24 protein-coding genes are annotated in these 26,660 nt (G+C 63.2%); 8 read left to right on the top strand and 16 right to left on the bottom strand.

The annotated features are described in order from the left end of the window. Positions 1 to 9: 9 nt before the first annotated feature. Positions 10 to 441, bottom strand: coding sequence for a DUF2325 domain-containing protein (locus AACH32_RS08170; protein WP_338606296.1), 432 nt, complete (start codon positions 439 to 441; stop codon positions 10 to 12). Positions 442 to 875: 434 nt separating this feature from the next. Here AACH32_RS08170 and fdhF point away from each other — a divergent pair, with 434 nt between their 5' ends. Continuing rightward, complete coding sequence (gene fdhF / locus AACH32_RS08165) at positions 876 to 3,635, top strand: formate dehydrogenase subunit alpha (protein ID WP_338606295.1); 2,760 nt, start codon at positions 876 to 878, stop codon at positions 3,633 to 3,635. 87 nt (positions 3,636 to 3,722) lie between these two features. Here fdhF and AACH32_RS08160 read toward each other — a convergent pair whose 3' ends face one another. Then, positions 3,723 to 4,109, bottom strand: a complete 387-nt coding sequence (locus AACH32_RS08160) for a pancreas/duodenum homeobox protein 1 (RefSeq protein ID WP_338606294.1) — start codon at positions 4,107 to 4,109, stop codon at positions 3,723 to 3,725. A gap of 150 nt (positions 4,110 to 4,259) precedes the next feature. Between AACH32_RS08160 and AACH32_RS08155 the strand changes: the two genes are divergently transcribed. The 5 genes from AACH32_RS08155 to AACH32_RS08135 all read left to right on the top strand — a co-directional run bounded on the left by AACH32_RS08155 (position 4,260) and on the right by AACH32_RS08135 (position 10,178). Next, complete coding sequence (locus tag AACH32_RS08155; RefSeq protein WP_338606292.1) at positions 4,260 to 4,754, top strand: MarR family winged helix-turn-helix transcriptional regulator; 495 nt, start codon at positions 4,260 to 4,262, stop codon at positions 4,752 to 4,754. Positions 4,755 to 5,107: 353 nt separating this feature from the next. Continuing rightward, on the top strand, positions 5,108 to 6,151 hold the full coding sequence (locus tag AACH32_RS08150) for an efflux RND transporter periplasmic adaptor subunit (protein ID WP_338606291.1): 1,044 nt from the start codon (positions 5,108 to 5,110) through the stop codon (positions 6,149 to 6,151). 6 nt (positions 6,152 to 6,157) lie between these two features. After that, positions 6,158 to 7,933 (top strand): ATP-binding cassette domain-containing protein, encoded by a 1,776-nt coding sequence (locus tag AACH32_RS08145; protein ID WP_338606290.1) that lies wholly within the window; start codon positions 6,158 to 6,160, stop codon positions 7,931 to 7,933. Further along, complete coding sequence (locus AACH32_RS08140) at positions 7,930 to 9,060, top strand: ABC transporter permease (protein WP_338606289.1); 1,131 nt, start codon at positions 7,930 to 7,932, stop codon at positions 9,058 to 9,060. Before AACH32_RS08145 ends, AACH32_RS08140 begins: the two co-directional genes overlap by 4 nt. An 8-nt stretch (positions 9,061 to 9,068) precedes the next feature. Then, entirely contained in the window at positions 9,069 to 10,178 is a 1,110-nt protein-coding gene (locus tag AACH32_RS08135; RefSeq protein ID WP_350341569.1) for an ABC transporter permease, read from the top strand. On the opposite strand, the gene AACH32_RS08130 is transcribed toward AACH32_RS08135, so the two are convergent. Further along, positions 10,175 to 10,828 carry an HAD family hydrolase gene (locus AACH32_RS08130; protein WP_338606287.1) on the bottom strand — a complete coding sequence of 218 codons (654 nt, stop codon included), beginning with the start codon at positions 10,826 to 10,828 and terminating at the stop codon, positions 10,175 to 10,177. The two genes, AACH32_RS08135 and AACH32_RS08130, sit on opposite strands and share 4 nt — an antisense overlap. 170 nt (positions 10,829 to 10,998) lie before the next feature. On the opposite strand from AACH32_RS08130, the gene AACH32_RS08125 reads away from it, so the two are divergent. After that, complete coding sequence (locus AACH32_RS08125) at positions 10,999 to 11,844, top strand: aldo/keto reductase (protein ID WP_338606286.1); 846 nt, start codon at positions 10,999 to 11,001, stop codon at positions 11,842 to 11,844. 77 nt (positions 11,845 to 11,921) lie between these two features. Here AACH32_RS08125 and AACH32_RS08120 read toward each other — a convergent pair whose 3' ends face one another. Then, positions 11,922 to 12,077, bottom strand: a complete 156-nt coding sequence (locus AACH32_RS08120) for a hypothetical protein (protein ID WP_338606285.1) — start codon at positions 12,075 to 12,077, stop codon at positions 11,922 to 11,924. Positions 12,078 to 12,234: 157 nt separating this feature from the next. Here AACH32_RS08120 and AACH32_RS08115 point away from each other — a divergent pair, with 157 nt between their 5' ends. Then, entirely contained in the window at positions 12,235 to 13,215 is a 981-nt protein-coding gene (locus AACH32_RS08115; protein ID WP_338606284.1) for a DUF3187 family protein, read from the top strand. 255 nt (positions 13,216 to 13,470) lie between these two features. On the opposite strand, the gene AACH32_RS08110 is transcribed toward AACH32_RS08115, so the two are convergent. From AACH32_RS08110 to AACH32_RS08055, 12 genes are all read right to left on the bottom strand, one after another. Then, positions 13,471 to 14,565, bottom strand: coding sequence for an NADH:flavin oxidoreductase (locus tag AACH32_RS08110; RefSeq protein ID WP_338606283.1), 1,095 nt, complete (start codon positions 14,563 to 14,565; stop codon positions 13,471 to 13,473). Positions 14,566 to 14,576: 11 nt separating this feature from the next. Then, the gene (locus AACH32_RS08105) at positions 14,577 to 15,923 is read right to left on the bottom strand and encodes an acetyl-CoA carboxylase biotin carboxylase subunit (RefSeq protein ID WP_338606282.1); all 1,347 of its coding nucleotides are present in this window, start codon (positions 15,921 to 15,923) and stop codon (positions 14,577 to 14,579) included. A 9-nt stretch (positions 15,924 to 15,932) separates the two neighbouring features. Continuing rightward, positions 15,933 to 16,157: a biotin/lipoyl-containing protein gene (locus tag AACH32_RS08100; RefSeq protein WP_338606281.1), complete on the bottom strand. Its 225-nt coding sequence runs from the start codon at positions 16,155 to 16,157 to the stop codon at positions 15,933 to 15,935. Positions 16,158 to 16,181: 24 nt separating this feature from the next. Then, complete coding sequence (locus AACH32_RS08095; protein WP_338606280.1) at positions 16,182 to 17,165, bottom strand: biotin-dependent carboxyltransferase family protein; 984 nt, start codon at positions 17,163 to 17,165, stop codon at positions 16,182 to 16,184. 18 nt (positions 17,166 to 17,183) lie between these two features. Next, on the bottom strand, positions 17,184 to 18,170 hold the full coding sequence (locus AACH32_RS08090) for a carboxyltransferase domain-containing protein (RefSeq protein WP_338606279.1): 987 nt from the start codon (positions 18,168 to 18,170) through the stop codon (positions 17,184 to 17,186). Positions 18,171 to 18,205: 35 nt separating this feature from the next. Continuing rightward, positions 18,206 to 19,519, bottom strand: a complete 1,314-nt coding sequence (gene gabT, locus AACH32_RS08085) for a 4-aminobutyrate--2-oxoglutarate transaminase (RefSeq protein ID WP_338606278.1) — start codon at positions 19,517 to 19,519, stop codon at positions 18,206 to 18,208. 49 nt (positions 19,520 to 19,568) lie between these two features. Then, positions 19,569 to 20,321 carry a LamB/YcsF family protein gene (locus AACH32_RS08080; RefSeq protein WP_338606277.1) on the bottom strand — a complete coding sequence of 251 codons (753 nt, stop codon included), beginning with the start codon at positions 20,319 to 20,321 and terminating at the stop codon, positions 19,569 to 19,571. Between the two features lie 18 nt (positions 20,322 to 20,339). Beyond that, a complete protein-coding gene (locus tag AACH32_RS08075; RefSeq protein WP_338606276.1) occupies positions 20,340 to 21,302 on the bottom strand; it encodes an ABC transporter permease in 963 nt (320 codons plus the stop codon). Positions 21,303 to 21,306: 4 nt separating this feature from the next. Beyond that, positions 21,307 to 22,863 carry a sugar ABC transporter ATP-binding protein gene (locus AACH32_RS08070; protein ID WP_338606275.1) on the bottom strand — a complete coding sequence of 519 codons (1,557 nt, stop codon included), beginning with the start codon at positions 22,861 to 22,863 and terminating at the stop codon, positions 21,307 to 21,309. A gap of 79 nt (positions 22,864 to 22,942) precedes the next feature. After that, positions 22,943 to 24,094 (bottom strand): TMAO reductase system periplasmic protein TorT, encoded by a 1,152-nt coding sequence (gene torT, locus AACH32_RS08065; RefSeq protein WP_338606274.1) that lies wholly within the window; start codon positions 24,092 to 24,094, stop codon positions 22,943 to 22,945. A gap of 129 nt (positions 24,095 to 24,223) precedes the next feature. Then, a complete protein-coding gene (locus tag AACH32_RS08060; protein ID WP_338606273.1) occupies positions 24,224 to 24,547 on the bottom strand; it encodes a hypothetical protein in 324 nt (107 codons plus the stop codon). Positions 24,548 to 24,908: 361 nt separating this feature from the next. Further along, positions 24,909 to 26,660 carry a sigma 54-interacting transcriptional regulator gene (locus tag AACH32_RS08055; RefSeq protein ID WP_338606272.1) on the bottom strand — a complete coding sequence of 584 codons (1,752 nt, stop codon included), beginning with the start codon at positions 26,658 to 26,660 and terminating at the stop codon, positions 24,909 to 24,911.

The raw sequence follows: 26,660 nt of genomic DNA, 5'->3' as shown, positions 1-26,660 counted from the left end.
TGTGGTTATTCATTTGGTTTGCAAGTTGATGAAGGGCTCTTCGGGCAGGCTTCTAAGGGTCTTTTCCAGAGAACAGCAGCCGGTCTGGCGCAGGGCGCAGAACGGTTTGCCGCAACGTTTACATTCCGTTTTGACGGCGTTGAGGGCGGCATGGGAGTTGATTGAGGTGATGAAAACCACCAAGTCGGCCTTGGCGACCCTTTGTCTGAGGCGGCGGTGACCGCTACGCAGCTTGCCGGTGTGAAACTCGCATTTGCCGCCTAAACGGCTCACCGTTTCGCGATAACTGGGTTCCAGACGATCCAGCCCGCCGATAATCATCACCTTGCGGCCCTGTAACGGGCAGGATGCGCAGACCTTTTTTCCGCATGGTTTTTGACGATGAATGGCGTTGCAGGGTGAACTCATGCTGCCTTTGAACGGTGATGCCGCGTCTTTCACTTTAGGCCACCTCTAATTAATTAGGTTATCCTAACTTATCGGCCAAAAAAATTGCCCTTTTGGGCGATGGTCAGTTTGTCCCCTGAACAGCCGTGACTATGGCGTAATTAGTTAACACCTCCATATTAGGCTGTCAATAGTTTTTTAGGTGTAGCTTATTTTTGTGGTGATCCGCCTTGCCTGCCGTCACCTCTCAGCGCCTGGGGTATGACTATCCGATAGAAATCGCCTGGTTCCTTAGCCGGGTGGGCTCCCCTGTCGCTTGCGGCTAATATTTTGCTTTTCCAGATGAAAACATGGATTGACACTTCTGCCCAGAGATAGTATGCCATTTATGACATAATGTCATTTCTGACATATACGGTCGCATTTGTACTCGCTGCCCCGAGTACTTTGGACCGATCCCTAGGTAAGCAATAGTCGGGGAGCCATAAATGGTCGATTCCACCTTAATACTCAACGGCAAGACCGTGGAGTTCACTCCAGGGCAAACCATCCTGGAAGCGGCGCAAGCCCAAGGCGTACGCATTCCCACCCTGTGTTATCTGAAGGGGTGCAGCCCCACCGGAGCCTGCGGCATCTGCGTGGTGGAGGTGGCAGGTAGCGAACAACTGACGCTCGCCTGTTCCACCCCGGCCCAGGCGGAAATGGACATAAAGACCGACAGCGAGCGGGTCCGCTCCGCGCGGCGTGAGACCTTGGCCAAGTTGGTGGCCTCGGGAGATCACAACTGCTTTGTCATGGACCTGCCGCCGGACAAATGGAGCGAGCGCCAGTTCGAGGTCATGCTCAAGCCCTGGCACGATCAGGTATGTCCGGCCCACGGCGATTGTCGTCTGCAGGACCTGGTGGTGGAATACGGCGTCAGTTTGCGGGAGATGCCCGATCTCTCGGTGGAGCGCCCCCTGGATGACAGCCACCCCGTGATCATCCGCGACTTCAGCCGCTGCATCCAATGCGGCCGCTGCGTGCAGGCCTGCAACCAGGTCCAGGTTAACCGAGCCTTGCCCGAGATAGAGCACCTAGCGCCCGGCAAGGCGGGTGGGTGGCTGCCCCTGGCGGACTATGACCACTGCACCCATTGCGGCGAATGCGTGCAGGCCTGCCCCGTGGGGGCCCTGTTCGAGCGCAAGGCCTATGGCCGGATAAACGGTCACGAGGCCCGCAAGGTGCGCACCACCTGCCCCTATTGCGGAGTGGGCTGCCAGCTTTGGCTGCACGTCAAGGACGGCAAAGTCATCAAGGTCACCGGCGTGGAAAGGGCCCAGCCCAACCAGGGCCGCTTGTGCGTCAAGGGCCGCTTTGGCTACGACTTCATCCACAGTCCCGAGCGGCTGACCACCCCTCTGATCAAGGAAGATGGCGAATTCCGAGAGGCCTCCTGGGACGAGGCCCTGGACCTGGTGGCCGAGCGTTTCTCGGAGATCAAGCAGAAGCACGGCCCCGACGCCCTGGCGGGCGTCAGCTGCGCCCGCAGCATCAACGAAGACTCCTTCAACATGCAGAAGCTCTTCCGCGCGGTGATCGGTACGAATAACATCGATCACTGCGCACGAACCTGACACGCTCCCACTGTCGCCGGTCTGGCGACTTCCTTCGGCTCCGGGGCCATGACCAACAGCTTTGCCGATTTCGACAAGGCCAAGATGTTCTTCATCATCGGCTCCAACATGACCGAGGCCCATCCCGTGGCCGCCACGTTCGTGAAAAACGCGGTGAATAACGGGGCCAAGCTGGTCTTGGTGGACCCCCGGCGCACCGGCTTGGCCGACTTCGCCCTTACCCACATGCGGCTCAAGGTGGGCAGCGACATCGCGCTGTTGAACGGCCTGATGCACGTCTTGATCACCGAAGACCTTTATGACAAGGAATACGTGCAGTCGTGCACCGTGGGCTTCGAGGAGCTCAAGGCCACGGTGATGAACTACCCGCCCGAGCGGGCGGCCGAGATCAGCGGGGTGCCGGCCGAGCAGATCGTGGAGGTGGCCCGGCTCTTGGCCGCCAACAAGCCGGCCATGCTCATGTACACCCTGGGCATCACCGAGCACACCTGCGGTGTGAACAACGTGCTCTCCTGCGCCAACCTACAGATGCTGCTGGGCAACGTGGGCTTCGAGTGCGGCGGGGTCAACCCGCTCAGGGGCCAGAACAACGTGCAGGGGGCCTGCGACATGGGGGCCCTGCCCAACGTCTACCCCGGCTACCAGAAGGTGAACGACGAGGCGGCCCAGGCCAAGTTCGCCCAGGCCTGGGGAGTGGAGGTCGACGACAAGGTGGGCCTGATGATGCCCGCCATGTTCGACGGCCTCATCGACGGCACGGTCAAGGGCATGTACATCTTCGGCGAGAACGTGGCCAACACCGAGCCGGATATTGCTCACGTGGAGCACTGCCTGGAATCGGCCGAGTTCGTGGTGTGCAACGACATCTTCCCCACCGAGACCACCCGCTTCGCGGACGTGATCTTCCCCGCGGCGGCCTGGAGCGAGGACGACGGCACCTTCACCAACAGCGAGCGCCGGGTCAGCCGGGTGCGCAAGGCGGTGGACCCGCCCGGCCAAGCCAAGCCCAATTGGTGGATCTTCAAACAAATCGCCAAGCGCATGGGCCAGGAGTGGGCCTCCGACAGCGGCCAGGAGATCTGGGACAACGAAGTTTCCGTGCTGACTCCCCAGATGGCGGGCATCAAGTTCAGCCGCATCGAAAACGATGGCCTGCAGTGGCCGGTGCCGGACCTCAACCACCTGGGCACGCCCTTCCTGCACAAGGACGGCTGTTTTACTTGCGGCCTGGGCAATCTGAAGCCCGTGGAGTGGACTCCCCCGGCCGAGCAGCCGGACGCGGAGTTCCCCCTGGTGCTCAGCACCGGGCGGCGTTTGTACCACTATCACACCCGCACCCAGACCGGGCGCTCCGGCGGGCTCAACGACCTGCTGGGCGAGGAGACGGCCGACATCTCGCTGGACGACGCCGAGCGCCTGGGCATCGCCCAGGGCCAAAAGGTGGCGGTTTCCTCGCGGCGCGGGAGGGTGGAGGTGAGAGCCAAGGTGACTCCCCAGGTGCCGCCGGGCATGGTGTGGATGGCCTTCCACTTCCGCGAGGGCTGCGCCAACTGGCTGACCAACCCGGTGTACGACCCCGTCTCCCAGACCGCCGAGTACAAGGCCTGCGCCGTCAAGGTGGAGCCTCTGTAGCGAGCGGCGACTAGCCAAGCAAAAGGGACGCCCAAATGCGGGCGTCCCTTTTTATTGGGCTCGGTCAATTTTGAGGTGGGCCGCTCACTATCCCATTTCAATGGTCAGGGGGATGGCATGAATTTCGTCGCTGATGACCCTGGTGTGGCCCAGACTCCAGGTGGCCTTGGCCGGATCGGCCCCGTTCATTTCACAGACGCGAGCGACCACCTCTTTCAGGTTGAGCACCGGATGGCGACCCAGCACCTGGGGCAGGCCGTAGGTGAGGTTGCAGGCCAGACACTTTCCGGGCCGCTGGTGCAGCAGCAATTCCAACTCCACCCGTCCCGGCTCCTCGTCCCGGAATACCAGCTCGAAATCATAGGCTCCCTCGGCGGCGTCGCCGTAGAGCGCCTCAAAGAAATCGTTCGCCTTGTGGGCCGGAAACAGTTGCGCCAGGGTTTGGGGATCGCTGATGTTGCCGTTGCTGGGCACGTCTTTCACCTCATAGCCATTGGTTAAGGTCAAATTTACGCTACAGCCGCTGGCCGATGATTCTAATATAAAACATCAGGCGCTTCCAGCCTTGCCCTGCGCTGAAAATTTTTCTTGCCAAATTACGAGTTACGTGTATATACATCAAATATGGCAAAGTCATCCGACATAAAGAGCAAGGATTCCATTCCGGGCCTACCCACGGCATTTGATCTGGAAAACGGAGTTAACCTGGCACGCAACTGCGTGGCCTACAACCTGCGCCGCGCCGCTCGTTTGGTTTCCCAAGCCTATGACCAGGCCCTGAAGCCCATCGGCTTGAAGGTCACCCAATTCAGCCTGCTGGCTTCCTTTGCCATGGCCCCGGACAGCAAGATATCCGAACTGGCCGATTGGTTGGGCATGGATCGCACCACCTTGAGCCGCAACCTGCGGGTGCTGGAAAAACGGGGGCTGATCGAGCTGACCCAGGGCCAAGACCGGCGCGAGGTAAACGTGCGTATCACCGAAGAAGGCATGCGTACTTTCAAGAAGGCCCTGCCCTACTGGGCCCGGGCCCAAAAAGAAGTGGTGGGCAACATAGGTCAGGATAGCTGGTCCTCTCTGGCCAAGGAACTCCGGTCCCTGGTGGCCGGCTTGAAATAATTTTTTTCAGGAGAAAGGTGTATATACACGTTATGAGACAAGCAGCCTATCAAAAGAATCAGGAGCTCCCGTCCCATGAGCCCGATACGTCCGCGCGGCTTAGGTTGGTCGACACCTTCGGGGGAACGGGACCGGAGGACATCATGGAGCGTTATCGCAAGGGCAATTTATACGAACGCCTCAACCTTTGGCTGACCCACAGGGATATGCGGTCCGTCCTAAGCGGTTTCGATGAAACCGAGAGGTAAGCGTGTAAGGAAGCTTTTGCGCCATAAAAAGAAGGCCTGGATTTAATTTGGGCATGGCCTGGAGTATATATAAAGGGATTACCTCGCAGGTCTTTAGGAGGTTCCATGCCCAAGTTGATCAAAGTTCTCATTGTGCTGGTTCTGGTGGCGGGGGCGGCAGCGGGCGCTTACTACCACTTCTATTATGAGCAGGAACGCAAACCCAGCGACCGATTGGCCCTTTATGGCAACGTGGACATCCGCCAGGTTCACCTGGCGTTCCACGCCAACGGACGCATCTTGCACATTCTGGTGGAAGAAGGCGATACCGTCAAAAAGGGACAACTGGTGGCCGAGTTGGACCCGGTGCGCTACGAGGCCAACCTGGCCCGGGCCAAGGCCGAGGTAGCCGCCCAGGATCAGGTCTTGGCCCGCATGTTGGCCGGCACCAGGCACCAGGAGATCGCCGAGGCCAGGGCCCGCCTGGCCGCGGCCCAGGCCACCCTGCGCGACCAGGCCAACTTGCACCGGCGCAACCAGGGTCTCTATCAGCGCAAGGCCATTTCCTCGCAGACCATGGACACCATCCAGGCCCAGTATGAAAACGCCCAGCAAGCGGTAAACCAGGCCCAGCAGTCTCTGGACCTGGCCCTGGAAGGACCACGCCAGGAAGACATCGCCGCGGCGCGGGCCCAGTTGGAGGCTCTCAAGGCGGCCCAAGCCCTGGCCCAGCGCGAGTTGGTAGACACCAAGCTCTACGCCCCGGAAAACGGGGTGATCCAGCAGCGCATCCTGCAGCCCGGCGACATGGCCTCGCCCTCGGTGCCCGCCTTTACCGTGGCCCTGAACAATCCCGTCTGGGTGCGGGCCTACCTGCCCGAGACCGAGTTGGGCAAGGTGGCTCCGGGCATGAGCGCCGATGTAAGCACCGACAGCTTTCCCGGCAAGACCTACAAAGGCTGGGTCGGCTACATCTCTCCCACCGCAGAGTTCACCCCCAAGACGGTGGAGACCACCGACCTGAGAACCAAGCTGGTCTACCGGGTGAGGGTTTACGTGTGCAACCCCCGCAATGAGCTTCGCCTGGGCATGCCGGTGACCGTGAACATTCCTTTGAAGCAAAAAGCCGACGCCCACCGGGGGCAGAGCGACCCCTGCTCCGGCTCCTGATTCGGCATGAACCCGGCGAGCGACAAGCAAGACCCGGCCCTGGTGCTGCAGGGAGTCAGCAAGGGCTTCCATAGCGGCGGCCGGGACGTCATGGCCCTGGACAACGTCTCCGCTTCGGTGCAACGGGGCATCGTCACCGGCCTGGTCGGACCGGACGCGGCGGGCAAGACCACCCTCATGCGCCTGGTGGCCGGGCTGCTTCTGCCCGATGAGGGGCAAATCACGGCCCTAGGCCTGGACGTACGCCGCGCTCCCCTGGCAGTGCAGTCTTCCCTGGGCTACATGCCCCAGCGCTTCGGCTTGTACGAAGACCTCACGGTGCAGGAAAACCTGGACCTGTATGCGGACCTGCAAAACTTGCCCATGCAGGAGCGAGGCGATCGCTACGCCCAGCTCATGAAGCTCACCGGCCTGGCCCCTTTCACCGGGCGCCTGGCCGGGGCCCTGTCGGGGGGCATGAAACAAAAGCTGGGTCTGGCCTGCTCGCTGGTGCAACCCAAGGATCTGCTGCTCCTGGACGAGCCCACGGTGGGCGTGGACCCCTTGTCGCGCCGGGAGCTATGGGAGATCGTCTACGACCTGGTGCAAAACCAGGGCATGACCGTGCTGCTGTCCACCGCCTACCTGGACGAGGCCGAGCGCTGCCAGGACGTGATCCTCATGCACCTGGGCAAGCTCCTGGATCAAGGACCGCCCCAAAAATTCACCCAGACCATGGCCGGGCGCAGCTTCATGGTCACCGCGCCGGACATCAGCAAACGCCAACTCCAACGCAAGCTCAACCAGGCCGAACCCGTGCTGGACGCCCTTATCCTGGGCGAAGGCGTGCGGGTGGTGACCAAGCAGGCCCAAGAGCCCACCCCCGAACAGTTGGGCGGTGCACCGGGCGAGTTGCAGGTCCAGGAGGTTCCGCCGCGTTTTGAAGACAGCTTCGTGGCCATGCTGCGCGAGCAGGGCCAGGAGGCGGCCATGCCCTCCCAGAGCGTACAGCAGCCCTGCAGCGAGGCCTGCGACGGCCCGGTGATCGAGGTGGAAAACCTCAAACGGCGCTTCGGAGACTTCATGGCCGTGGACGGCATCAGCTTCGTGGTGGAGCACGGGGAGGTGCTGGGCCTGTTGGGGGCCAACGGCGCGGGCAAGTCCACCACCTTCCGCATGCTCTGCGGTTTGCTGCCGCCCAGCGAGGGGCGCCTGCTGGTGGCCGGACACAATCTGCGCAAGGCCGCGGCCCAGGCCCGGCAGCGAATCGGTTATATGGCCCAGCGCTTCAGCCTCTATGCCAGCCTTTCGGTGGCCGACAACCTGCGCTTTTTCGCCCGGGTGTATGGCCTGAATATCAAAAAGCGCCGCGAAAGGGTGCGCTGGGCCCTGGAAGAGTTTGAGCTGGCCGATTTGGCCAACGCCAATAGCGGCCAACTTCCCCTGGGCTATAAGCAACGGTTGGCTTTGGCCGCGGCCCTTATGCACGAGCCGGAGATCCTCTTTCTGGACGAGCCCACCTCCGGCGTGGACCCCTTGGCCCGGCGCGAGTTTTGGCGGCGCATCAACACGCTGGCCGAGCAAAAAGTGACCGTGTTGGTGACCACCCACTTCATGGAAGAGGCGGAGTATTGCGACCGGGTGGTGATCATGGATAGGGGCAAGGTGCTGGCCGAGGGAACCCCCGAGCAGATCAAAAAGGCCCGCCAAACCCCGGAAGATCCTTCGCCCACTCTGGAAGAGGCCTTCATCGCCCTCATCGAGCACAACCAGGAGGTTCTGGCCAAGGAGCAGGCGGCATGAGCTGGGGCCTGCCAGGCTGGCGGCGCCTCAGGGGGCTGATCCGCAAAGAGACCTATCAGATCATCCGCGATCCCTCCAGCATCGCCATCGCTTTCGTGTTGCCGGCGGTGCTGCTTTTCATCTTCGGCTACGGCGTATCCCTGGACGCCAAAAACGTGCCCCTGGCCCTGGTGGTGGAACAGCCCAGCCCGGCCACGGCCAGCCTTACCGGTGATTTCCAAGACTCCGCGTGGTTTGAGCCCAGGCACTTCAGCGACATCCACACGGCCCAGGAGGCCCTGCGCCACCGGGAGGTGATGGGCATTCTCTGGCTTCGGAGCAATTTCACCCGGGAGCTTTTCAGCGGAGGCCCGGCGCCCATCGGGCTGTTCCTCAACGGAGTGGACGGCAACACCGCGCGCATCGTGGCCGGTTACGTGCAAGGAGTGTGGGCCAAGTGGCTGGTGCGCTACGCCCAGGAGCAGGGCCAGGCCCTGAGCCTGCCGGTGGACGTTCAGCAGCGCATCTGGTTCAACCCGGAGGTGCGCTCCACCAATTTCCTGGTGCCCGGGCTCATCGCGGTGATCATGACCCTCATCGGGGCCCTACTCACCTCCATGGTGGTGGCCCGGGAATGGGAGCGCGGCACCATGGAGGCCCTGCTGGTCACCCCGGTGCGCCTGCGGGAGATCCTCCTGGGCAAGCTGGTACCCTACTTCGTGTTGGGCATGGGAGGGCAGATTCTCTCGGTGGCCATGGCGGTGTGGCTCTTCGAGGTGCCGCTCAGGGGCAGCCTGGCGGTGCTCATGGGAGTGTCGGCCCTTTTCCTGCTGGCCGCCCTGGGCATGGGCCTGCTCATCTCCACCGTATCCCACAACCAGTTCGTGGCGGGCCAGTTGGCCATCTTGACCACCTTCCTGCCCGCCTTCATCCTCTCCGGCTTCATTTTTGATATCGGCAGCATGCCCGGATGGGTGCAAGCCATCACCCACGTTATCGCGGCCCGCTATTTCGTGTCGGTGCTGCAAAGCGTGTTTCTGGCGGGCGACGTGTGGCCGGTTATCCTGGTCAACTCCGTGGCCCTGGTAATCATGGCCGCCATGTTCATGGGTCTGGTACGCCTGCGCAGCCGCAAGCGGTTGGAGTGAGTATGGAGGTGCTCAGGCGAATATGGGCCCTGGTGGTCAAGGAGTTCCTGGCCCTGCTCAAGGACAAGCGCAGCCGCCTCACCCTGGTCGTCCCCCCCTTGGTCCAGCTGCTTATCTTCAGCTACGCGGCCACCTTTGACCTTAACCAGGTGAACTACGCGGTCTACAACCAGGACCAGGGACAGGCCTCCCGCGAGCTCCTGGGATATTTTCAGGGCTCCTCCGCCTTCAAGCTGGCCGCCACCCTGGACCACCTGGGCCAGGTGGCTCCGGACATCAATGATCAAAAAGTGATGATGGTGCTACACATTCCCCAGGATTTCACCCGCAACATGCTGCAGGGCCGCTCCGGCCAGGTGCAGGTGATCATCGACGGGCGCAACTCCAACACCGCCATGGTGCTACTTAGTTACGTAAACACCATCGTCAACAGCTTCAGCGCCCAGTGGGCCCAGGACCACGGTTGGCCCTCCCCGCCCGCCGAGCTAAAGGTGCGCACCTGGTTCAACCCCAACCTGGAAAGCCGCTGGTTCATCGTGCCCGGCATCGTGGGGCTTCTAACCCTGGTGGTGTCGCTGGTGGTCACCTCCCTGTCGGTGGCCCGGGAGCGTGAAGCGGGCACCTTTGACCAGTTGCTGGTCACGCCTTTGCACCCGGCGGAGATACTTCTGGGCAAGGCCCTGCCCGGCATCTTCATCGGCCTTGCCGAGGGCAGCGTGATCGTGTTCTTAAGCGTTAATTTGTTCGGGGTGCCCCTGTTGGGCGGCCTGGGAGCCCTTTATCTGGGCATGGCCCTGTTCATCATTTCGGCGGTGGGCCTGGGCCTGATGATTTCATCCATAGCAGTAACCCAGCAGCAGGCCCTGCTCGGCGCTTTCCTGTTCCTGGTGCCCGCGGTTATCCTTTCGGGTTTCGCCACGCCCATCGCCAACATGCCGGAGGTGGTGCAGAAGTTCACCTTGATCAATCCCCTGCGCTATTTCCTGGTGATCGTGCGCTCGGTGTTCCTGGAGGGGGCGGACATCTCCCTGTTGTGGCCGTTGTACTGGCCCATGGCCGTGATCGGAACGGTCACCATGATCATCGCCGGCTGGTTGTTCCGCAACCGGTTGTACTAGGAAAGCAGTTCGGCCAGTTCCGAGGGATGGGCCAGCAGGCGCTTGGCCCCGTGGGCCAGCAACTCCTCTTGGTCGCGGAAACCCCACAACACCCCCACCGGGAACATGCCCGCCGCCGTCGCGGTGTCCATGTCCACCTTGGTGTCTCCCAGGAAAACGCATTGGGCGGGATCTACGCCCAGCTCCTTGGCCAGTTGCAGGGCAGATTGCGGGTTGGGCTTGTTGGGCACGCCGTCCTTGGCTCCCGCCACCTGGGCAAAGGCAACCCGGGGAAAGAAATGAGCCACCATTTCCTTGGTGAAGCGATCCACCTTGTTGGAGAGCACCGCTAGGGTCAGGCCGGCCTCATGGGCTCCTTGCAGCATCTGCTCGATGCCGTCGTAAGGCCGGGTGTGCACACCCCAGCGGCCGGAATAGACCTCGCGCATGCGCCGGGCCATCTCCCGCACCGTTTCGGGCGTGCGCAAACGGGGCGGCAGGGCCCGCTCGGCCAGCTTTTCCACCCCGTCGCCCACCAACTGGCGATAGGCGGCGATGGGGTGACGGGGCAGGCCGTCGGCGGCCAGCACGATGTTCATGCTTTCGCCTAGGTCGGCGATGCTGTCCAAAAGGGTGCCGTCAAGATCGCAAATCAGTGCGCGAAAATCCACGAGGATGCCTGTTTCCAAGAGGTTGAACCATGCCGCCGGCGGCAGTGTAGTGGGGTAAAGTTAATCCCCAACGGCGCTGCGCGCAAGCCCTCGCAATTCCATGGTCATTCAGGGTATGTTGAACTAAAGGAAATTCGCGCAGCGGCGCGGTGCGCCGGGAAGGGGCGGCCATGGGTTTGCGTAAAGTGGTTTTCGGCTCCAGCGACGTCCGGGTGACCCCGGTTGGCTTGGGTGGTGAAGGGGTGCTGCGCACCATGGGCCGCGAAACCGAGGCCAGGGCGGTGATCGAAGAAGCCCTGAGCCAGGGCATAGGCTACTACGATTCCGCCGTGGCCTACGCCGGCAGCCAGGGCTATTACGGCCAGGTGTGGCGGGACAGGCCCCGGGAACGCGACGGGATATTCCAGACCAGCAAGTCGGCCCAACGCACCGGTGAGGGGGCCTGGGCCGAGCTGCAGCAAACCCTGGCCACCATGGGGGTGGATCACCTGGACCTGTGGCAGATCCACGACTTGCGCGAAGAGAGCGAGTTCGAGGAAATCGCCGGCTCGGGGGGAGCCCTGGAGGCCTTCGTGCGGGCCAGGGAGCAAGGCCTGGCGCGCCACATCGGAGTAACCGGCCACCACGACCCTCACCTGCTTACCAGGGTGGTGCTTTCCTGGCCGGTGGACGCCGTGCTTTTGCCGGTCAACCCGGTGGAGGCCTGTTTGGAGGGCTTCTGGGATGAGACCATGCCCGCCGCCCGGGAAAAGGGCCTGGCCGTTATCGCCATGAAGGTCTTGGGAGGGGGGCATTACCTGGCCCCCCAGGCGGGCGTGGACGCCCTTACCCTGATCCGGTTCGCCCTGGCCCAAGAGGTAACCACGGTGATCGTGGGCTGCGCTAGCCCGGACCAAGTGCGCAATCTGGCCCTGGCCGGAGAGATGGGCCCCCTGCCCCTGGCGGAACAGGAGCGCCTCAAGGAGCTTTATCGCCCCCATGCCCGGCGCTTGGCCTTTTATCGGGGTTGGTCCTAGCCCGGGCTAAAGGCAAAGCAAAAGGCCGGTGGCCCTAACCCACCAGCCTTTCCTGCGCCATGTGACCAGGCGTGGTCCTACATCCAGGGGTCGTTCTGCCACTCTATCTGGTCGGCCGCCCTTTGCTCGGAGACGGCATCGTAACCCGGAGGGGCTATGGTGGAGCATGCCGCGGCCATGAGACCAAAGGCGCCTAGCAGCAAAGCAATCGCGATAAATCTTGTCGTAAACATTAACTTCTCCCGGCTTGCGATCTCCTAATATTGCCAAGGAAAACTTCATTACGCAACAGCTTTGCGCATGGGTGTGCTTTATCGCTTGCCTGGGCTATAATGCCTGGCCATGCGCGGTGTTGCCGGGGGTAAATATGTTGCTTCGCGGGGGGCGGTATTGGTCATCGCCCTGGTCTTGTGCTGCCTGGCCTCGGCCGTTGCGGCCTTGGCGGGGCAGCCCGTTCCCGCCGGCCAACCCTTCATGGTGCCAAATCAATCTCCCTTGGCCCTGTCCCTGGTACCCTTTACCCCCACCGCCGCCGCCCTGGGTCCCCAGGGCGCTAACCGTTTCACCCTGGTAAGCGCCTATTCCAGCATTTTCGTGCAACAAAGCTCCCGCGCGGCCAATCTGGATTTGGACATGGAACTGGGCTACCTGTCCCTGGGCTACGCCTATACCCTGCATCCCCGGGTGCGCCTGGGCCTGGAGCTGCCCGCCGCCTTTTACTGGGGCGGCTTTATGGACGGCTTCATCGAGAGCTATCACCAGGCCCTGGGCCTGCCCAACGGGGGCCGGGAAAACGCCCCCCAAAACCAGGTGCGTTACGACCTGAGCAGCCGGGGCAAACGCATCGTGAGCCAGGACGGCTCCACCCAGGCGGTGGGCGACCTGCGCCTCAAGGGGGCCTGGCTGCTCTGGCAGGGCGGCGGCCCGGCGCTCAGCCTGCTGGGCCAGGTAAGCCTGCCCACCGGCGACCCGGACAAGGGCCTGGGCGCGGGCGGTACCATCCCGGCCCTGGGCCTGAGCGGCGACCTGCCTCTGGGCCGCTGGGCCCTAAACGCCAATGTCATGTATTTCTATCTGGGCGACACCAGTCTGCTGGAGCCTTTGCAAGCGGACAACGTGTGGGCGGGCAGCCTGTCCTTGGGCTGGGCCTGGACCGATAGCCTCACCCTTCGGGGGCAGCTCAACGGAGCTACCGCCCTGGTGGAGGGCACCGGGGTGGAGGGGCTGGACAACGCCATCTTGCAGCTTTTGCTGGGAGCGCAGTGGGCGCCCTGCCATGGCCAGCTTATCAGCCTGGCCTTTGCCGAGGACCTGATCTACTACACCAGCCCCGACTTCACCCTCAGCCTGAGCTGGGGCTGGAGTTTTTAGTCCGCATATCTCATGAGGGCCGTGCGTCTGGCTTCGCCATACACCGGCATACTGTGTTGCCGGCTGCGCTCGGGCCTCGACGTAGCTTTGGCTACGCCAGCGGCCCTTGCTTGCCGGTCGCCTTGCCTGCCGATGTATGGCTGTGCCAGGCCAGAATACTGCCCGTACCTTGATGATGCGGGTGCTTTTCTAAAAACAGCCCCGCAAATGCAGGTTAGCTATTTATCAGCACCCAGCCCTCATGAAATTTGCGGCCTAAAGATCGCGGATCACCTTTTCAAAGGGATCGAACTCCAGGCAGCATAACGGCTCGGCGGCGATGCTCAGCAGGCACTTGTTGCAAGAGGTGCAGCGGGAGCGCCGCCGGTCGGGCCCGTGTAACAAACGGTTGGGCAGGCCCGGTTCGCTGATCAGGGGGCGGCACAGGCCTACCAGGTTGGCCCCGTCCTCCAACACCTGCTCCATGGCCCCACGGGAGCGCAGGCCGCCGGTCAGGGCCAGGGGCGTGTCCCCCACCGCCGCGCGAAAATCCTTTAGGGCGGGCAGGAAATAGGCCTCCCGCTCCCCGGTCTCGCGGCGCAGGCGGTTGCGCAGCTTGACCTGCTCCTTGACCCCGCCGCTGAGCTCGATGAGCGCGGCCCCGGCCGAGGCCAGCTCGCCGGCGAGCCAGAGGTAGTCTTGCCGATCCGCTCCCTCGGGCAGGAAGTCGTCGGTGTTCATCTTCCACAGCACCGGGAAATCCGGCCCCACTTCGCGGCGGATGGCCTCCTGCACCAGCAGGGGAAAGCGGCCCCGGTTTTCCCGCGCGCCGCCCCAGTCGTCGCCGCGTTGGTTAAAGGCGGGCGAGAAGAACTGGCTCACCAGATAGCCGTGGGCCCCGTGCACCGCCACCGCGTCGAACCCGGCCCGACGCACCCGGGCGGCGGCCCGGCCAAAGGCGCGGGCCAGCTCGGAGATCTGCCCCTCGCTTGCCTGGTTGAGGCTGAATCCCTGGGCCAGGGAGCCGTAGGAATAGCCGCCCCCGGCCGACCCGGCGTGGTGCAGCTGCACCGCGCAGCGGGCCGCCGGGTTGGAGCGATGGATCAACCGGGCCAGGCGGGACAGGCCCTCCACCTGGGCATCGTCCCAGGCCCCCAATTGTTGGGCCCAGGCCCGTCCCTCGGCGCTCACCGCCGTGGCCCCGGTGATGATGAGCCCGCAGCCGCCCACGGCCAGGTCGTGGTAAAGCCGCAAAAGGTCGCGGCGCACCTGGCCCATGGCCCCGGCCATGTTCTCCATGGTGGCGGAGCGCAAAAAGCGGTTGCTTACTTCCATGCCTCCCAGGGCGAGAGGCAGGCCCAGTTGACCCATGTTGTCCGCTCCTATTCCAGGCCCAGTTGCTCGGCGATGAAGCTGGTGTCCATCTCCCCGGCCTGGAATTGGAGATGCTCCAATATCTTGAGGTTGACGGGAATGGTGGTCTTGACCCCTTCCACCTCAAAGGCCTTGAGGGCTTCGATGAGCCGGGCGATGGCCTTGGGGCGGTCCTGGTCGTAGGCGATGACCTTGGCCAGCATGGGGTCGTAATAAGGCGGCACCGTGCAGCCGTCGGCCAGGGCGTGGTCCACCCGCAGGTTGTCGCCCACCGGGGGCAGCACCACCCGGCTGATCACGCCGGGGGAGGGGTAGAAGGTCTCCGGGTCCTCGGCATACACCCGCGCCTCGATGGCGTGGCCCTGGGTGAGGATGTCGCTTTGGGTCCAGGGCAGTTCCCGGCCCATGGCCACCTCCAACTGGCGGCGCACGATGTCCTCGCCGGTGAGGAACTCGCTCACCGGATGCTCCACCTGCAAACGGGCGTTGACCTCCATGAAGTAGTGGTCGCCGTTTTTGGTGCGTAGCCCCTCCAGGGTGCCCGCGCCCACGTAGCCCATCTTTTTTACGATGGCCGCGGTGTCGGCGTAGAGCTTGGCCCGGGTGGCCTCGTCCACCACCGGGGAAAGGGCTTCCTCGATGATCTTCTGGTGACGGCGCTGGATGGAGCATTCGCGCTCGCCCAGGCAGACCACGTGGCCCGCCTGGTCGGCGATGAACTGCACCTCGATGTGCCGGGGCCGCTCCACCACGGTCTCGATGTAGCAGGCGGGCGAACCGAAGGCCATCGCGCCGATGGAACAGGCCCGCTTGAACACCTCGGCCGCCTGGGAAGGCTCGGACACCTTTTCGATGCCCTTGCCGCCGCCGCCCTTGTCCAGCTTGAGGAACAGGGGATAGCCGTGCTGTTCGCCAAAGGCCACCACTTCCTCGGGGCCAGAGACAGGGTCCAGGGTGCCGGGGGTGACCGAGGCCCCCACCTCCACGGCCAGCTTGCGGGCGTACACCTTGGAGCTGATGGCCTTGAGCACCGAGGGGGGCGGCCCCACCCAGGTTAGACCGGCGTCGGTCACGGCCTGGGCAAAGGCGCCACGCTCGGAGAGAAAGCCATAGCCCGGATGCACCGCGTCCGCGCCGGTTTGCTTGGCGGCGTCGATGATGGCCTCGATGCTCAGATAACTCTGAGCCGGGTTGGCCGGCCCGATGTTCACCGCCTCGTCGGCCTGGGCCGTAAAGGGCGCGCCCTTGTCGGCCTCGGAGTGCACCGCCACGGTGGCGATACCCATTTCCCGGCAGGTCCGGATGATGCGCGGGACGATCTCGCCCCGGTTGGCTATAAGCAGTTTATTAATCATGAGGTCTGGTTACTCCTCGACCTCCAGCATGACCATGGGATCCCCCACCTGCATCTCGTCCCATTCCTTGGAGATCACCTTGCTGACCGTGCCGTCGAACTCGCTCTTTACCGAAATCTCGGTCTTCATGCAGTTGATAACCGCGACTTCCTGACCCGCGGAGACCTTGTCGCCCTCGTTGACAACCACTCGGGCGCACAGACCGGGCATGATGGCGTTTACGCTTTTTTCCATGTTTGTATCCTTTTCCTCTCTAAACTAGGCCAGCGAGTCTTCGCTGAGCCATTTCTTCTGGTCTTTACGAGCCTGGACGGCCTCTTCCTGGGTGCAAAGCTGGAACTTCATGAAGTCCCGGCCCGGCGCGCCCTGGCCCACTTTCCACAGGTCGGCGTTGATGACGTTGAGGGCGCACATGTAGCCGCCCAGGGTGGGGCCGTCGGCCACCAGCAGGATGGGGGTGTTGCCGCAGATGTTGAGCGCCCCGCGAATGGCGTAGGCGTGGTCGATGATGTTGGAGGGATGGCTGCCGCCCACCCCGCCGTCGGTCCGGGCGAAGAAGCTCATGGGCAGCTCTTCCAGGCGATAGGCCGAGCGGTTGGAGGTGTGCTGGATCTTGGAGACCCGGCTGAACAGCAGGTCCATGCCTTCCTCGGTGGCGTAGTCCGGGCAGGTGTTGGGGCCGGGGATGGCCCGGAGCACCCACTGGTTGACCAGCTCGGGCATGGCCTCGGGCTTTAGCTTGCGGCCCTCCAGGGAGCCCAGGTCCGCGCTGGGCGCCCCGAACTTCACCTCGTCGCCGGGCGTCAGGGGGCGGCCGTCAAAGCCGCCGTAGGCCCCGAAGATGCAGGTGGACTTGCTGCCCAGATAGGCGGGCACGTCCACGCCGCCGGCCACGGCCAAATAGCTGCGGAAGCCGGTGGTGCCGATGTGCAGGAACTTGATCTTGTCGCCGGCGCTCACCTTGAGCGAGGTGTACATGGGCACGGGCTGCCCGTTGATGGTGGGCTGCATGTCGGTGCCGGTGATGGCGATTACGTGGTCGTCGGTGAATTCGGCCTCGAAAAAGCCGCCGGTGATCTCCAGGCCCGCCTCGCCGGAGGGGTTGCCCACCAGCACGTTGGCCAGGCCCAGGCCCACGTTGTCAAAGGACCCCGAGGCGCTCATGCCCTTGCCCAGGTAGCCCAGCCGTCCCGGCCAGTCTTCCACCAGAGTCTCGATTCCGCCATTGATTATTTTCAGCATAAGCCTTGCTCCCTTTCCCTACAGCCTGGGGGCCTTCTTGGTGCCCTCGGCCTGCTTGGCCTTGAGCTGGGCCGCGCCCTGTTGCACCTCGTCGGAGTTGAACCACTCGATGTATTCCTTGGCCTTGATCTCGCCTTCCTCGATCTCGTAGACGTAGTCGGTCTTGTCGTGGACGTGGCCGTAGATCTCCACCACTTCCTTTTCGCTGACCTCGTGGAAGCGCACCCGGTCGGCGTTGCGATACAGGAAGGGGCCGTCCTTGAACATGGGGTGCTTGCAGGCGAACTGGAACACCGGGATGGTGCGGCCGAAGAGCTGGTAGCCGCCGCCGGTGGGAGTGGTGTAGGTGAACACGCAGGGGCCGCCGATGCCCGCCGCCCCCTCGGGGGTCCAGGTGCGCGGCGGGTTGTACTTGGGCACCACCACGGCGCAGCGGGGGTCGGTGGGCCACAGGAAGGCGCCGCCCGGCCAGAAACCGCCGCCGCTGTTGAACCAGTCGGTGCCCAAGAGCATCTTCTTGCACTCGTCCACGGTGACCCCGTTGCACATGGCCATGTACTCCAGGTTGTAGCCGTCGGCGCAGTTGGGCGCGTCGGGGCGCACCTCCTTCAGGTACTTGGCCACCGCCTTCTTGGTCTCGCTGTCCTCAAAGGCCAGAGGCAGGTGGATCAAGCGCGACGGCAGCACCACGTCGTCCACCGTGGGCATGGAGTCCTCGGCTTCCTTCACCGCGCCGATGAGCTTGTCCGCCGCCAGCACCGAGGGGTCGAAGTGCAGCATGTTGGTGCGGATGCCGGGAACCGTCTCGATGAGGCCCTGGAGGCCCTTGCCCAGGATTATGTCGTTCACCGCCAGCATGCGGAAGGAGTCCTGCAGCATGGCCCGCTGCTCGCGGCCGTACTCCACCTGAATGAAGCCATCACCCGCCTGGCGGAACAGAATCTCCAAGCGGGATTCAGTCTCCGGCATGGTGTCCAAAATCACGTCGTATTTGTCTTTGCTCATAGGTTTTGCCCCCTTTCGGGTCGCTTGCGGCCGCCCTAGCCTTGGCTGACGGCGGCCAATCCCTTTTCCAATATATCCAGGCCCTCTTCCAGCAAGTCGTCGCTGATGACCAGCGGCATGAGGGTTCTGATGACGTTACCGTATTTGCCGCAGGACAGCAGCACCAAGCCGTGCTGGTGACACCAGGCGGTGAGCTTCTTGGCCTCCTCGCCGGCCGGGGTCTTGGCCTTGCGGTCGCTCACCAGCTCCAGGGCCATCATGGCCCCCAGGCCGCGCACCTCGCCGATGAGCTCGTAGTGCCCGGCCATTTCCTCGAATCGCTCGCGGATGCGCTGGCCAATGGCCTCTGCCCGGGCGGCCAGATCCACCTCGTCGATGAAGTCCAGCACGGCCAGGGCCGCGGCGCAGGCCACGGGGTTGCCGCCGTAGGTGCCGCCCAGGCCGCCCACGTGGGAGGCCTCCATGATCTCGGCCCGGCCCACCACCCCGGCCAGGGGCAGGCCCCCGGCGATGGACTTGGCCACGGTGGTCAGGTCGGCGGCCACCCCGAAATGCTCCATGGCGAACATGCGCCCGGTGCGGCACACCCCGGTCTGCACCTCGTCGGCCACCAGCAGTATGCCGTACTTATGGCATATTTCGGAGATGATCTTGAAGTACTCCGGCGGGGGCACCACGAAGCCGCCCTCGCCCAGCACCGGCTCCAGCACCACCGCCGCGGTGTTTTCGGCGGCCACGTGCTCGATGAAGAAATCCTCCAGGCCGTGGGCGCAGGCCACCCCGCAGGAGGGGTAGCTCAGGTGGTAGGGGCAGCGGTAGCAATAGGCATAGGGCATGCGGTAGATCTCGGGCGCGAAGGGCCCGTAGCCGAACTTGTAGGGCTTGACCTTGCTGGTCATGCTCATGGCCAGCAGCGTGCGGCCGTGGAAGGCCCCCTCGGCCACGATCACCGCCGGGCGCTTAGTGTAGTAGCGCGCCGCCTTGACCGCGTTTTCCACCGACTCGGCCCCGCTGTTGACCAGCACGGTCTTTTTGGCGAAATCACCGGGAGTGAGCCGGTTGAGCCGGTCGGCCAGTTCCACATAGGGCTCGTACATGACGATGTGGAAGCAGGTGTGCAGAAAACGCTCGGCCTGGGCCTTTACCGCCTCCACCACCTTGGGGTTGCAGTGGCCCACGTTGACCACGCCGATGCCCCCGGCGAAGTCGATGAAACGGTTGCCTTCCACGTCCCATATCTCGGCCCCCAGGGCCCGGTCCGTGAAATAGGGCGTGCTGTTGAAAGGCCCCTGAGGAACCGCCTGCTCGCGCAGCGCCCCCAGGGACTGGTTGCTGGTTTTGGCCGTCAACTGGTCACCTCCTCACCTCGGCGCGCCTCCCTCCAGGCACGCCAGCGCTTTACAACTCCGGAGAGGCCAAGGCGCACCCGGCCCCCTCCAGGGCCTGGCGCACCGCCATGACTATCTGATCCGCGCCGGGGGTGTCGCCGTGCACGCACACCGAGGAGCCGGCGATGGCTATCTCGCTGCCGTCGGTGGCGGCCACCTTGCCCTGGGTGACCATCTTGCCCACCCGCTGGGCCACCTGCGCGGGGTCGTGGGCGTCGTGGGCCCGGGTGATCACCAGGTTGCCCTCGGGGTCGTAGCTAAGGTCCGAGTAGAGCTCGAACACGGTGCGCACCCCCAGCTTGGCCGCCTCCTCGGCGATGACGCCCTTTTTCATCACGTACAGGTACAGGTCCGGGTCCAGGTCCTTGGCCGCCTGGCACACGGCGGCGGCCATCTCCGGGTCGCGGTGCACCATGCCGTAGAGGCTGCCGTGGGGCTTCACGTGGTGCAGCCTGAGGCCCGCCGCCTCGCAGAAGCCCTTGAGGGCTCCGGCCTGGTACACGATGATGTCGTAGACCTCGGCCGGGGTGAGCTTCATCTCCCGGCGGCCGAAACCCTGCAGGTCGGGCAGGCCCGGATGGGCCCCCACCGCCACCCCGAACTCTTTGGCCAGGGCCACGGTGGCCTTCATCACCGAGGGGTCCCCGGCGTGGAAACCGCAGGCCACGTTGGCGCTGGTTATGTATTTCATGAACTCGGCGTCGTTGCCGAGCTTGTACATGCCGAAGGATTCTCCCATGTCGGCGTTGAGGTCAATGTTCACGATTTTTCCTCCGCTCCTCTATTGCCGGCCCCGCATGGAGAGCCGGAACTGGTCCATGACCACCGCGAAGATAAGCAGGCAGCCCATGACCACCATCTGCAGATACGAGCTGATGTTCATCAGGTCCATGCCGTTGCGGATGGTCACGATGAGTATGGCCCCAAAGATGGCGCCGATTATGCTACCCTCGCCGCCGCGCAGGCTCACCCCTCCGATGACCGCCGCGGCGATGGATTCCAAGGGCAGGTTGGCCCCCAGGTTGGGCTCTCCCGAGGCCACCCGGGCGGTGAGCATCACCCCGGTGATGCCGGTGAGGGTGCCGCAAAGCACATAGGCCAACGCGGTGTACTTGCGCACCGCGATGCCCGACAGGCGGGCCGCCTCGCGGTTGCCGCCCAAGGCGTAAAAATAGCGGCCCACCCTGGTGCGGCTGAGCAACAGCCAGATGAGCCCCACTATGGCCGCGGCCACGATGACCGGCACCGGAATGCCCCACAGCATGCCCATGCCGAAGATGTCGTTGAGCTCCGGCGGCAGGTTGAAGATGGGCACGCCGCTGCTGATCAGCAGGGCCAGGCCGTGGGCCACCGAAAGCATACCCAGAGTCACCACGAAAGGCGAGACCCTGAACACGGCGATGGTGATGCCGTTGGCCAGGCCCACCAGGGTGGCGGTGCCCACGCCGGCCAGGATGCCCAGGATCAGGGCGGTGGTGGGGTCGGCCACCGACACCACGACCATGGCGGTGATGATGCTGGTGAGCGCCACCGACGAGCCCACCGAGAGGTCGAAGCCCGCGCACAGGATGGTCAGCATCTGACCGGCCGTGACGATGGCCAGATAGGTGGTCTGGCGGCCCACGTTGAGCAGGTTGGACAGGGACATGAAGCGATGCTCGGCCAAACTGAACAAGATGACCAAAGCCACCAGAAGGAAGGGGAGCACCCCCACCTTGATGAATATGCGTTTTAGCCAGTCCAAGACATTACCTCTCGATGGCGTTGGGCCCGGAGCCGTGAGCAGGGGCGCCGTGACCGTTGTGGCAGATTTCATCGTACTCATAGCCGAAACAGGCGCTGAGCACGTCTTCCTCGCTGGCCCCCTTGCCGGGCATGGTTTTAGCCACGGTGCCGGCGTGCATGACCAGGATGTTGTGGCTCAGGTGCAGCACCTCGGGCAGCTCCGAGGAGATGAAGATAACCGCCGCGCCGCGCTCGGCCTGCTCCTTGAGGAACATGTAAACGTCGTGCTTGGCCCCCACGTCGATGCCGCAGGAGGCCTCGTCGAAGACGAACAGCTTGACGTCGCGGGTCAGGCCGCGGCTCAGCATGACCTTCTGTTGATTGCCGCCGCTCAGGTTGTTTATCTGGTTGTGGATGCGGCCGGGACGCACGTTCATCTTCTTGACGATGCCGCGCACCGCGCCCTCCTCGCGCCGCATGTCGATGAAGCCCTTCTTCTCGAACAGGGGGATGGAGGCCAGTGTCTGGTTCTCGCGCACGTTGCGGCACAGCACCAGGCCTTCCTTGTGGCGGTCGGCCGGGAAATACATCACCCCGCTCTTGAGGGACTTGATGGGCGAGGGATCTTCCACGGCGTAGCCTTCCATGATCACCGTGCCGCCGGTGATCTTCTCCAGGCCGTATAGGGCCCGCCCCACCCGGGACTTGCCCGCGCCCACCAGTCCGGCGATGCCCAGGATTTCGCCTTCATGCACCTGGAAGCTGATGTCGTGCAGTCCCGAGATGGTGGCCAGGTTCTGCACCTCCAACACCACCTTGCCCGGCGTGGTGTTGATTTCCGGGAAGATCTCTTCGTAATCGCGGCCGGTCATGAGGGAGATTAGCTTCTCCTCGTCGGCATCGGCCATGTCCAGGGTGGCCACGTTGCGGCCGTCGCGCAGCACGCTGATGCGGTCGCCCACCTTTTTCAATTCATCGATGCGGTGGGAGATGTAGATGATTCCCACCCCCTCGCCCTTTAGGCGATCGATGAGCTCAAAAAGGCGAATAACCTCCTTGTCGCTCAGGGACGCGGTAGGCTCGTCCAGGATCAACACCGACATCTTTCCCTGAAAGGCCTTGGTGATCTCCACCATCTGCCGTTCGGCCCGCTTGAGCCCGCCCACCTTGGCCATGGGGTCCAGGTCAAATCCCAGATCCTCGAGGGAGGCCTGAGCCTGCCTGAGCATGGCCTCCTTGTTCAACAGGCCCCGCTTGGTCATCTCGCGGCCCAGGAAAAGGTTTTCCAGCACCGTGAGCTTGGGCACCAGGCTGAATTCCTGGTACACCGCCGACACCCCCCGGCTGCGCGCGTCATAGGGGTTTTTGAAATCCATCTTTTGGCCGCGCAAATAGATGGCGCCTTCTTCGGGCAGATAGGAGCCGGCCAGCACCTTGGTGAGGGTGGACTTGCCCGCGCCGTTTTCCCCGAACAACACATGCACCTCGCCGGGGCGCAGATCAAAGTTGACTTTATCCAGGGCCTTCACGCCGGGAAAGGTCTTGGTGATGTTTTCGGCCTTAAGCAAAAGCTCGGACATGTTGCACCACTTTTGGGAAACCGCGCCCGGCGGGTACGTCGCCGCCCGCCGGGCACGGTGGGGTGTTAGGAGCGCTTCACTACTTCTTGGGCGCCACCTTGAACTCGGGCCGGAAGGAGCGCGGCCCGAAGAGCAGGTCGTAGGGGTACTTGTCGATGGTCTGCTTGGTGATGGTGGGGATGATGGGACCGGCGCGGAAGGGGAAGTCCTTGCCCGCCTTTTCGCCGTTGAGGATACGCACCATCATGTCCACGGCCATCTGGCCCTGGGTCACGGTCAGGTCGGAAGGAGCCGCGGCCACCTGGCCCTTTTTGATCTTGTCGTAGAGCGGGGGAATGATGTAGGTGGACACGATCTTGACGTCCTTGCGCGACTGCTCGGCCACCGGGCCCACCGCGGCGTCGGCGGCCACGGCGTTACCGATCAGGTAGTCGATCTTGGGGAAGGTCTGCAGGGCGTTCTCGATGAGCTTGAGCTGCACGGCCTTGCCGGTGTCGCCCCACTTGACGGCCAGGATGTTGATCTTGCCGGGGAACTTCTTGATGGCTTCCTTGAAGCCGTCCAGGGTGTCCGGAGCCCAGCCGCTGCCCGCCGGACCGGGCAGGAAGACCACGTTGACTTCCTTCTTGTCCTTGGCGTCGCCCATCACGAACTCGCCGGCGTGGAAGCCCATGTCATAGAAGGAAACCATGGCCTTGGCGGTGATGGTGGGAGCCTGGATGTCGTTGATGACCTCCACCACGGGAATGCCCTTGGCGGTGATCTGCTTAACCATGGGGTCCAGGGCGGTGTAGGAGATGGAACCGATGATGATGCCGTCCACGCCCTGCTGGGAAAGGTTTTCCACCTGGTTAACCTGCTTGGCCAACTCGGTATAGCCGCCGGCGGCCACCAGGTTGATGCCCACGCCCAGGCGCTTGGCCTCGCTGACGATGCCGTAGTTGACGGCCAGCCAATAGGGATCCTTGAGGTGGGGGAAGGACACGCCGATGGTGTAGGGCTTTTTGGCCTTCATGGGGGGAACCCAGTCCTGCACCTTGGGGCCTTCCAGGCTGCCGCAGGGGCGGCCGGGCTTTTTCATCTTGACGTCGTATTTACCGTAATAGGCGTTGACCTTTACCGGCCACCACTGCCCGGCGTCCTTGGCCAGGGCCATGGTGCCGCCCACCAGCAAAGCGGCCGTGGCCAACATGACCACCAACGCGCGGGTTCCAAATTTATGCATTTTCATATCCTTGTACCTCCCTGTGGATTAAGTAACCATTCAGGCCCACCCAATCGGCAAGCCCAGAATTTTTCCCTTGGCCGGGCAAACACCGCGGCCGCCCAACCAAGCGGCTACCCGGCTTCGCTCCCGGCCTCATCGGCCTCTCCATGGCGCTGAAGGCGCCGGTTTTTCCTTGTCCCGCTGGGGTTGTGCGTCTATGCCGCGGATATCCGGGGGAAATCCATGCTCGATCAGCTCCACCACCAAGGGGCGAGCGCTTTCGGTTCGCAGGGAAAAAATCGACCAGCGCACCCCCAGCGCATCGTAAATGATGCTTTCCTGGGTGATGTCCACCTCCAACTGGGTGAGGTGATCCTTGATGCGCCTTTGCAGCCCGGGACGGTCCAGGCGAGAGATAAGATGAGACAGACGTCTGTCCAGGTACTTCTCGATCTCCTTTGGAATCAGCGGTTCCATGCCCCGTTTGATAGCGATAACCGTGCCAACCAGAGACACATAGTGACCGCATAAAACTAACAGACTGTTTTATTTAATCTTTTAGTAGTTACCGGCCAAGGAGCTATGAAACGCTAAGGAGCGGCGGAGGGGCGATTAGACCCTATCCCGGCATTACGTTGCGGTCTTGCATCAAAGGCGGCCCCAACAGGGAAAGCATCGTCAGCCCATGAGAAGCGCTACCGGACACGACAAAAATGTATAACAGGTTGTTATATCAGGCCTAAACCCTCAGACCACACGGTAGGTAATCATTTACGATAATATTAAACGCTGGTTTATTGGTCACGCTTACAATATGCATATTTGAATCAAATCGCCGTTATTGAATCAAAGCTTCTTCTTCCTCTTGCAGGCGCCGGGCGATGGTCGATTGGCTCACCCGCAGATGCTCGGCCACCTTGCGCTGCGTGCCCAAACGCCGCAGGGCTTCGCGAATCCACTCCAACTCGAGATCGCGCAACCGCTGGCGCAGGTCGAACCCTTGCTCCCAGTCCAGGTTTTGGTCGTGGTCCTGGAGCTTGCGCACCTCGCCGGGCAGATCCTCGGGCCGCACCTCCTCGCCGGGGCTGAGAATCAGCACCCGCTCCACGATGTTCTCCAGCTCCCGCACGTTGCCGGGATAGCTGTAGTTGAGCATCAGGGTGCGGGCCTCGGGGCTGAGCTGCTTGTGTATCTGGTTTTCCTCGCCCAGGCGTTTTAGGAAAAACCCCAGTAAATAAAGGATGTCGCTGGGGCGCTCGCGCAAAGGGGGAACGAACAACGGCACCACGTTGAAGCGGTAAAACAGGTCGTGGCGGAAACGCTTGGCCTCCACCTCGGCGGCCAAGTCCTTGTTGGTGGCCGCGATCACCCTGGTGTCCACTTCCTTTTCCACCGAGCCGCCCACTCTGATCATGCGCCGCGCCTCCAAAAAGCGCAGCAGCTTTACCTGGTGCTCCGGGGGCAGTTCGCCGATTTCATCCAGGAACAGGGTCCCCTGGTGGGCCAGTTCCACCAGGCCCGGCTTGCCCCGGCTGCTGGCCCCGGTAAAAGCGCCCCGCTCATAGCCGAACAACTCCGACTCGAACAGAGAGCTGGGTATGGCCGCGCAGTCCACCCGCACGAAGGGCCCCTGGGCCCGGGGCGACTTGGCGTGGATCAGCTTGGCCAGCATGCTTTTACCCACCCCCGATTCCCCGGTGATCAGCACCGTGGAGTTGGTGGGAGCCACCCGGAGGGCCTTTTCGTAGACCTCGCGCATGGCCCGGCTGCGGCACATGAAATGGTCATCGGACATCTCCTCCAGCTGCTTTTCCAGCAAAGTGCTGCGGAACTGCTCCAGCTGCGCCTCGCTCTCTTCCAGCTGGCGGCGCATACGGTCCAACAGGGTGATGTCGCGATCGTTGATGACTACAAAGGCCACCTCGCCCTCGGCGTCGAAGATGGGGCTGCCGGTGGCCAAGATTTTCTTGCCCGACTTGAGGCTCTGCACCATGGTCACCGTGGTCTTGCGCCGGAGCACCTCCAGGGTTACCGAATCGTTGAAGTTGCCTTCGTTGAGCAGGTCCCCCACAAAGCGGCCCTCCACCTTTTCCCGGGGCATGCCGGTAAGACGCAGGGCGGCCCGGTTGACCTTGACCACCACCCCCTGGTGGTTGGCAATCCACAGTCCGTCAAAGGATGATTCCATGATGGCCTCCAGCTGCGAGGCCACCTGTTTGTAGGGCTCGGGATACAGCGAACCCTGCTCCGGGTCCCAGGGATCGCCCATCATCACCAGCACCCAGCGCACCTTGCCGTCGGCGTACACGGGCAGATAGTTGACCAACACGTTGCACTGATCCAGGCGCAGCCGGTGGCCCAACTGGGGAGCGCCGCTGTTGATGGTGGAGCGGGCCGCGTGCCAGGCGTCGGGCTCCAGAATCTCGGCGGGCGTGCCCACTATCTCCACCGGCGTCTGCTCGAAAATGCGGCCGCAGGCCGGGTTGGCGTAGGCCACAATGCCCTTGGCATCGATGACCAGCACCCCGGCGGGGGAGGCGTCGAAATGCGAAGTGATGGGAGTCAACTCAGATGTGGATCGAGCGGCCAT

The sequence above is a fragment of the Desulfoferula mesophila genome (assembly GCF_037076455.1).
GTDB lineage: Bacteria > Desulfobacterota > Desulfarculia > Desulfarculales > Desulfarculaceae > Desulfoferula > Desulfoferula mesophila.
Note: the sequence above shows the minus strand (reverse complement) of the source record. Positions and strands in the feature narration are given on the sequence as shown.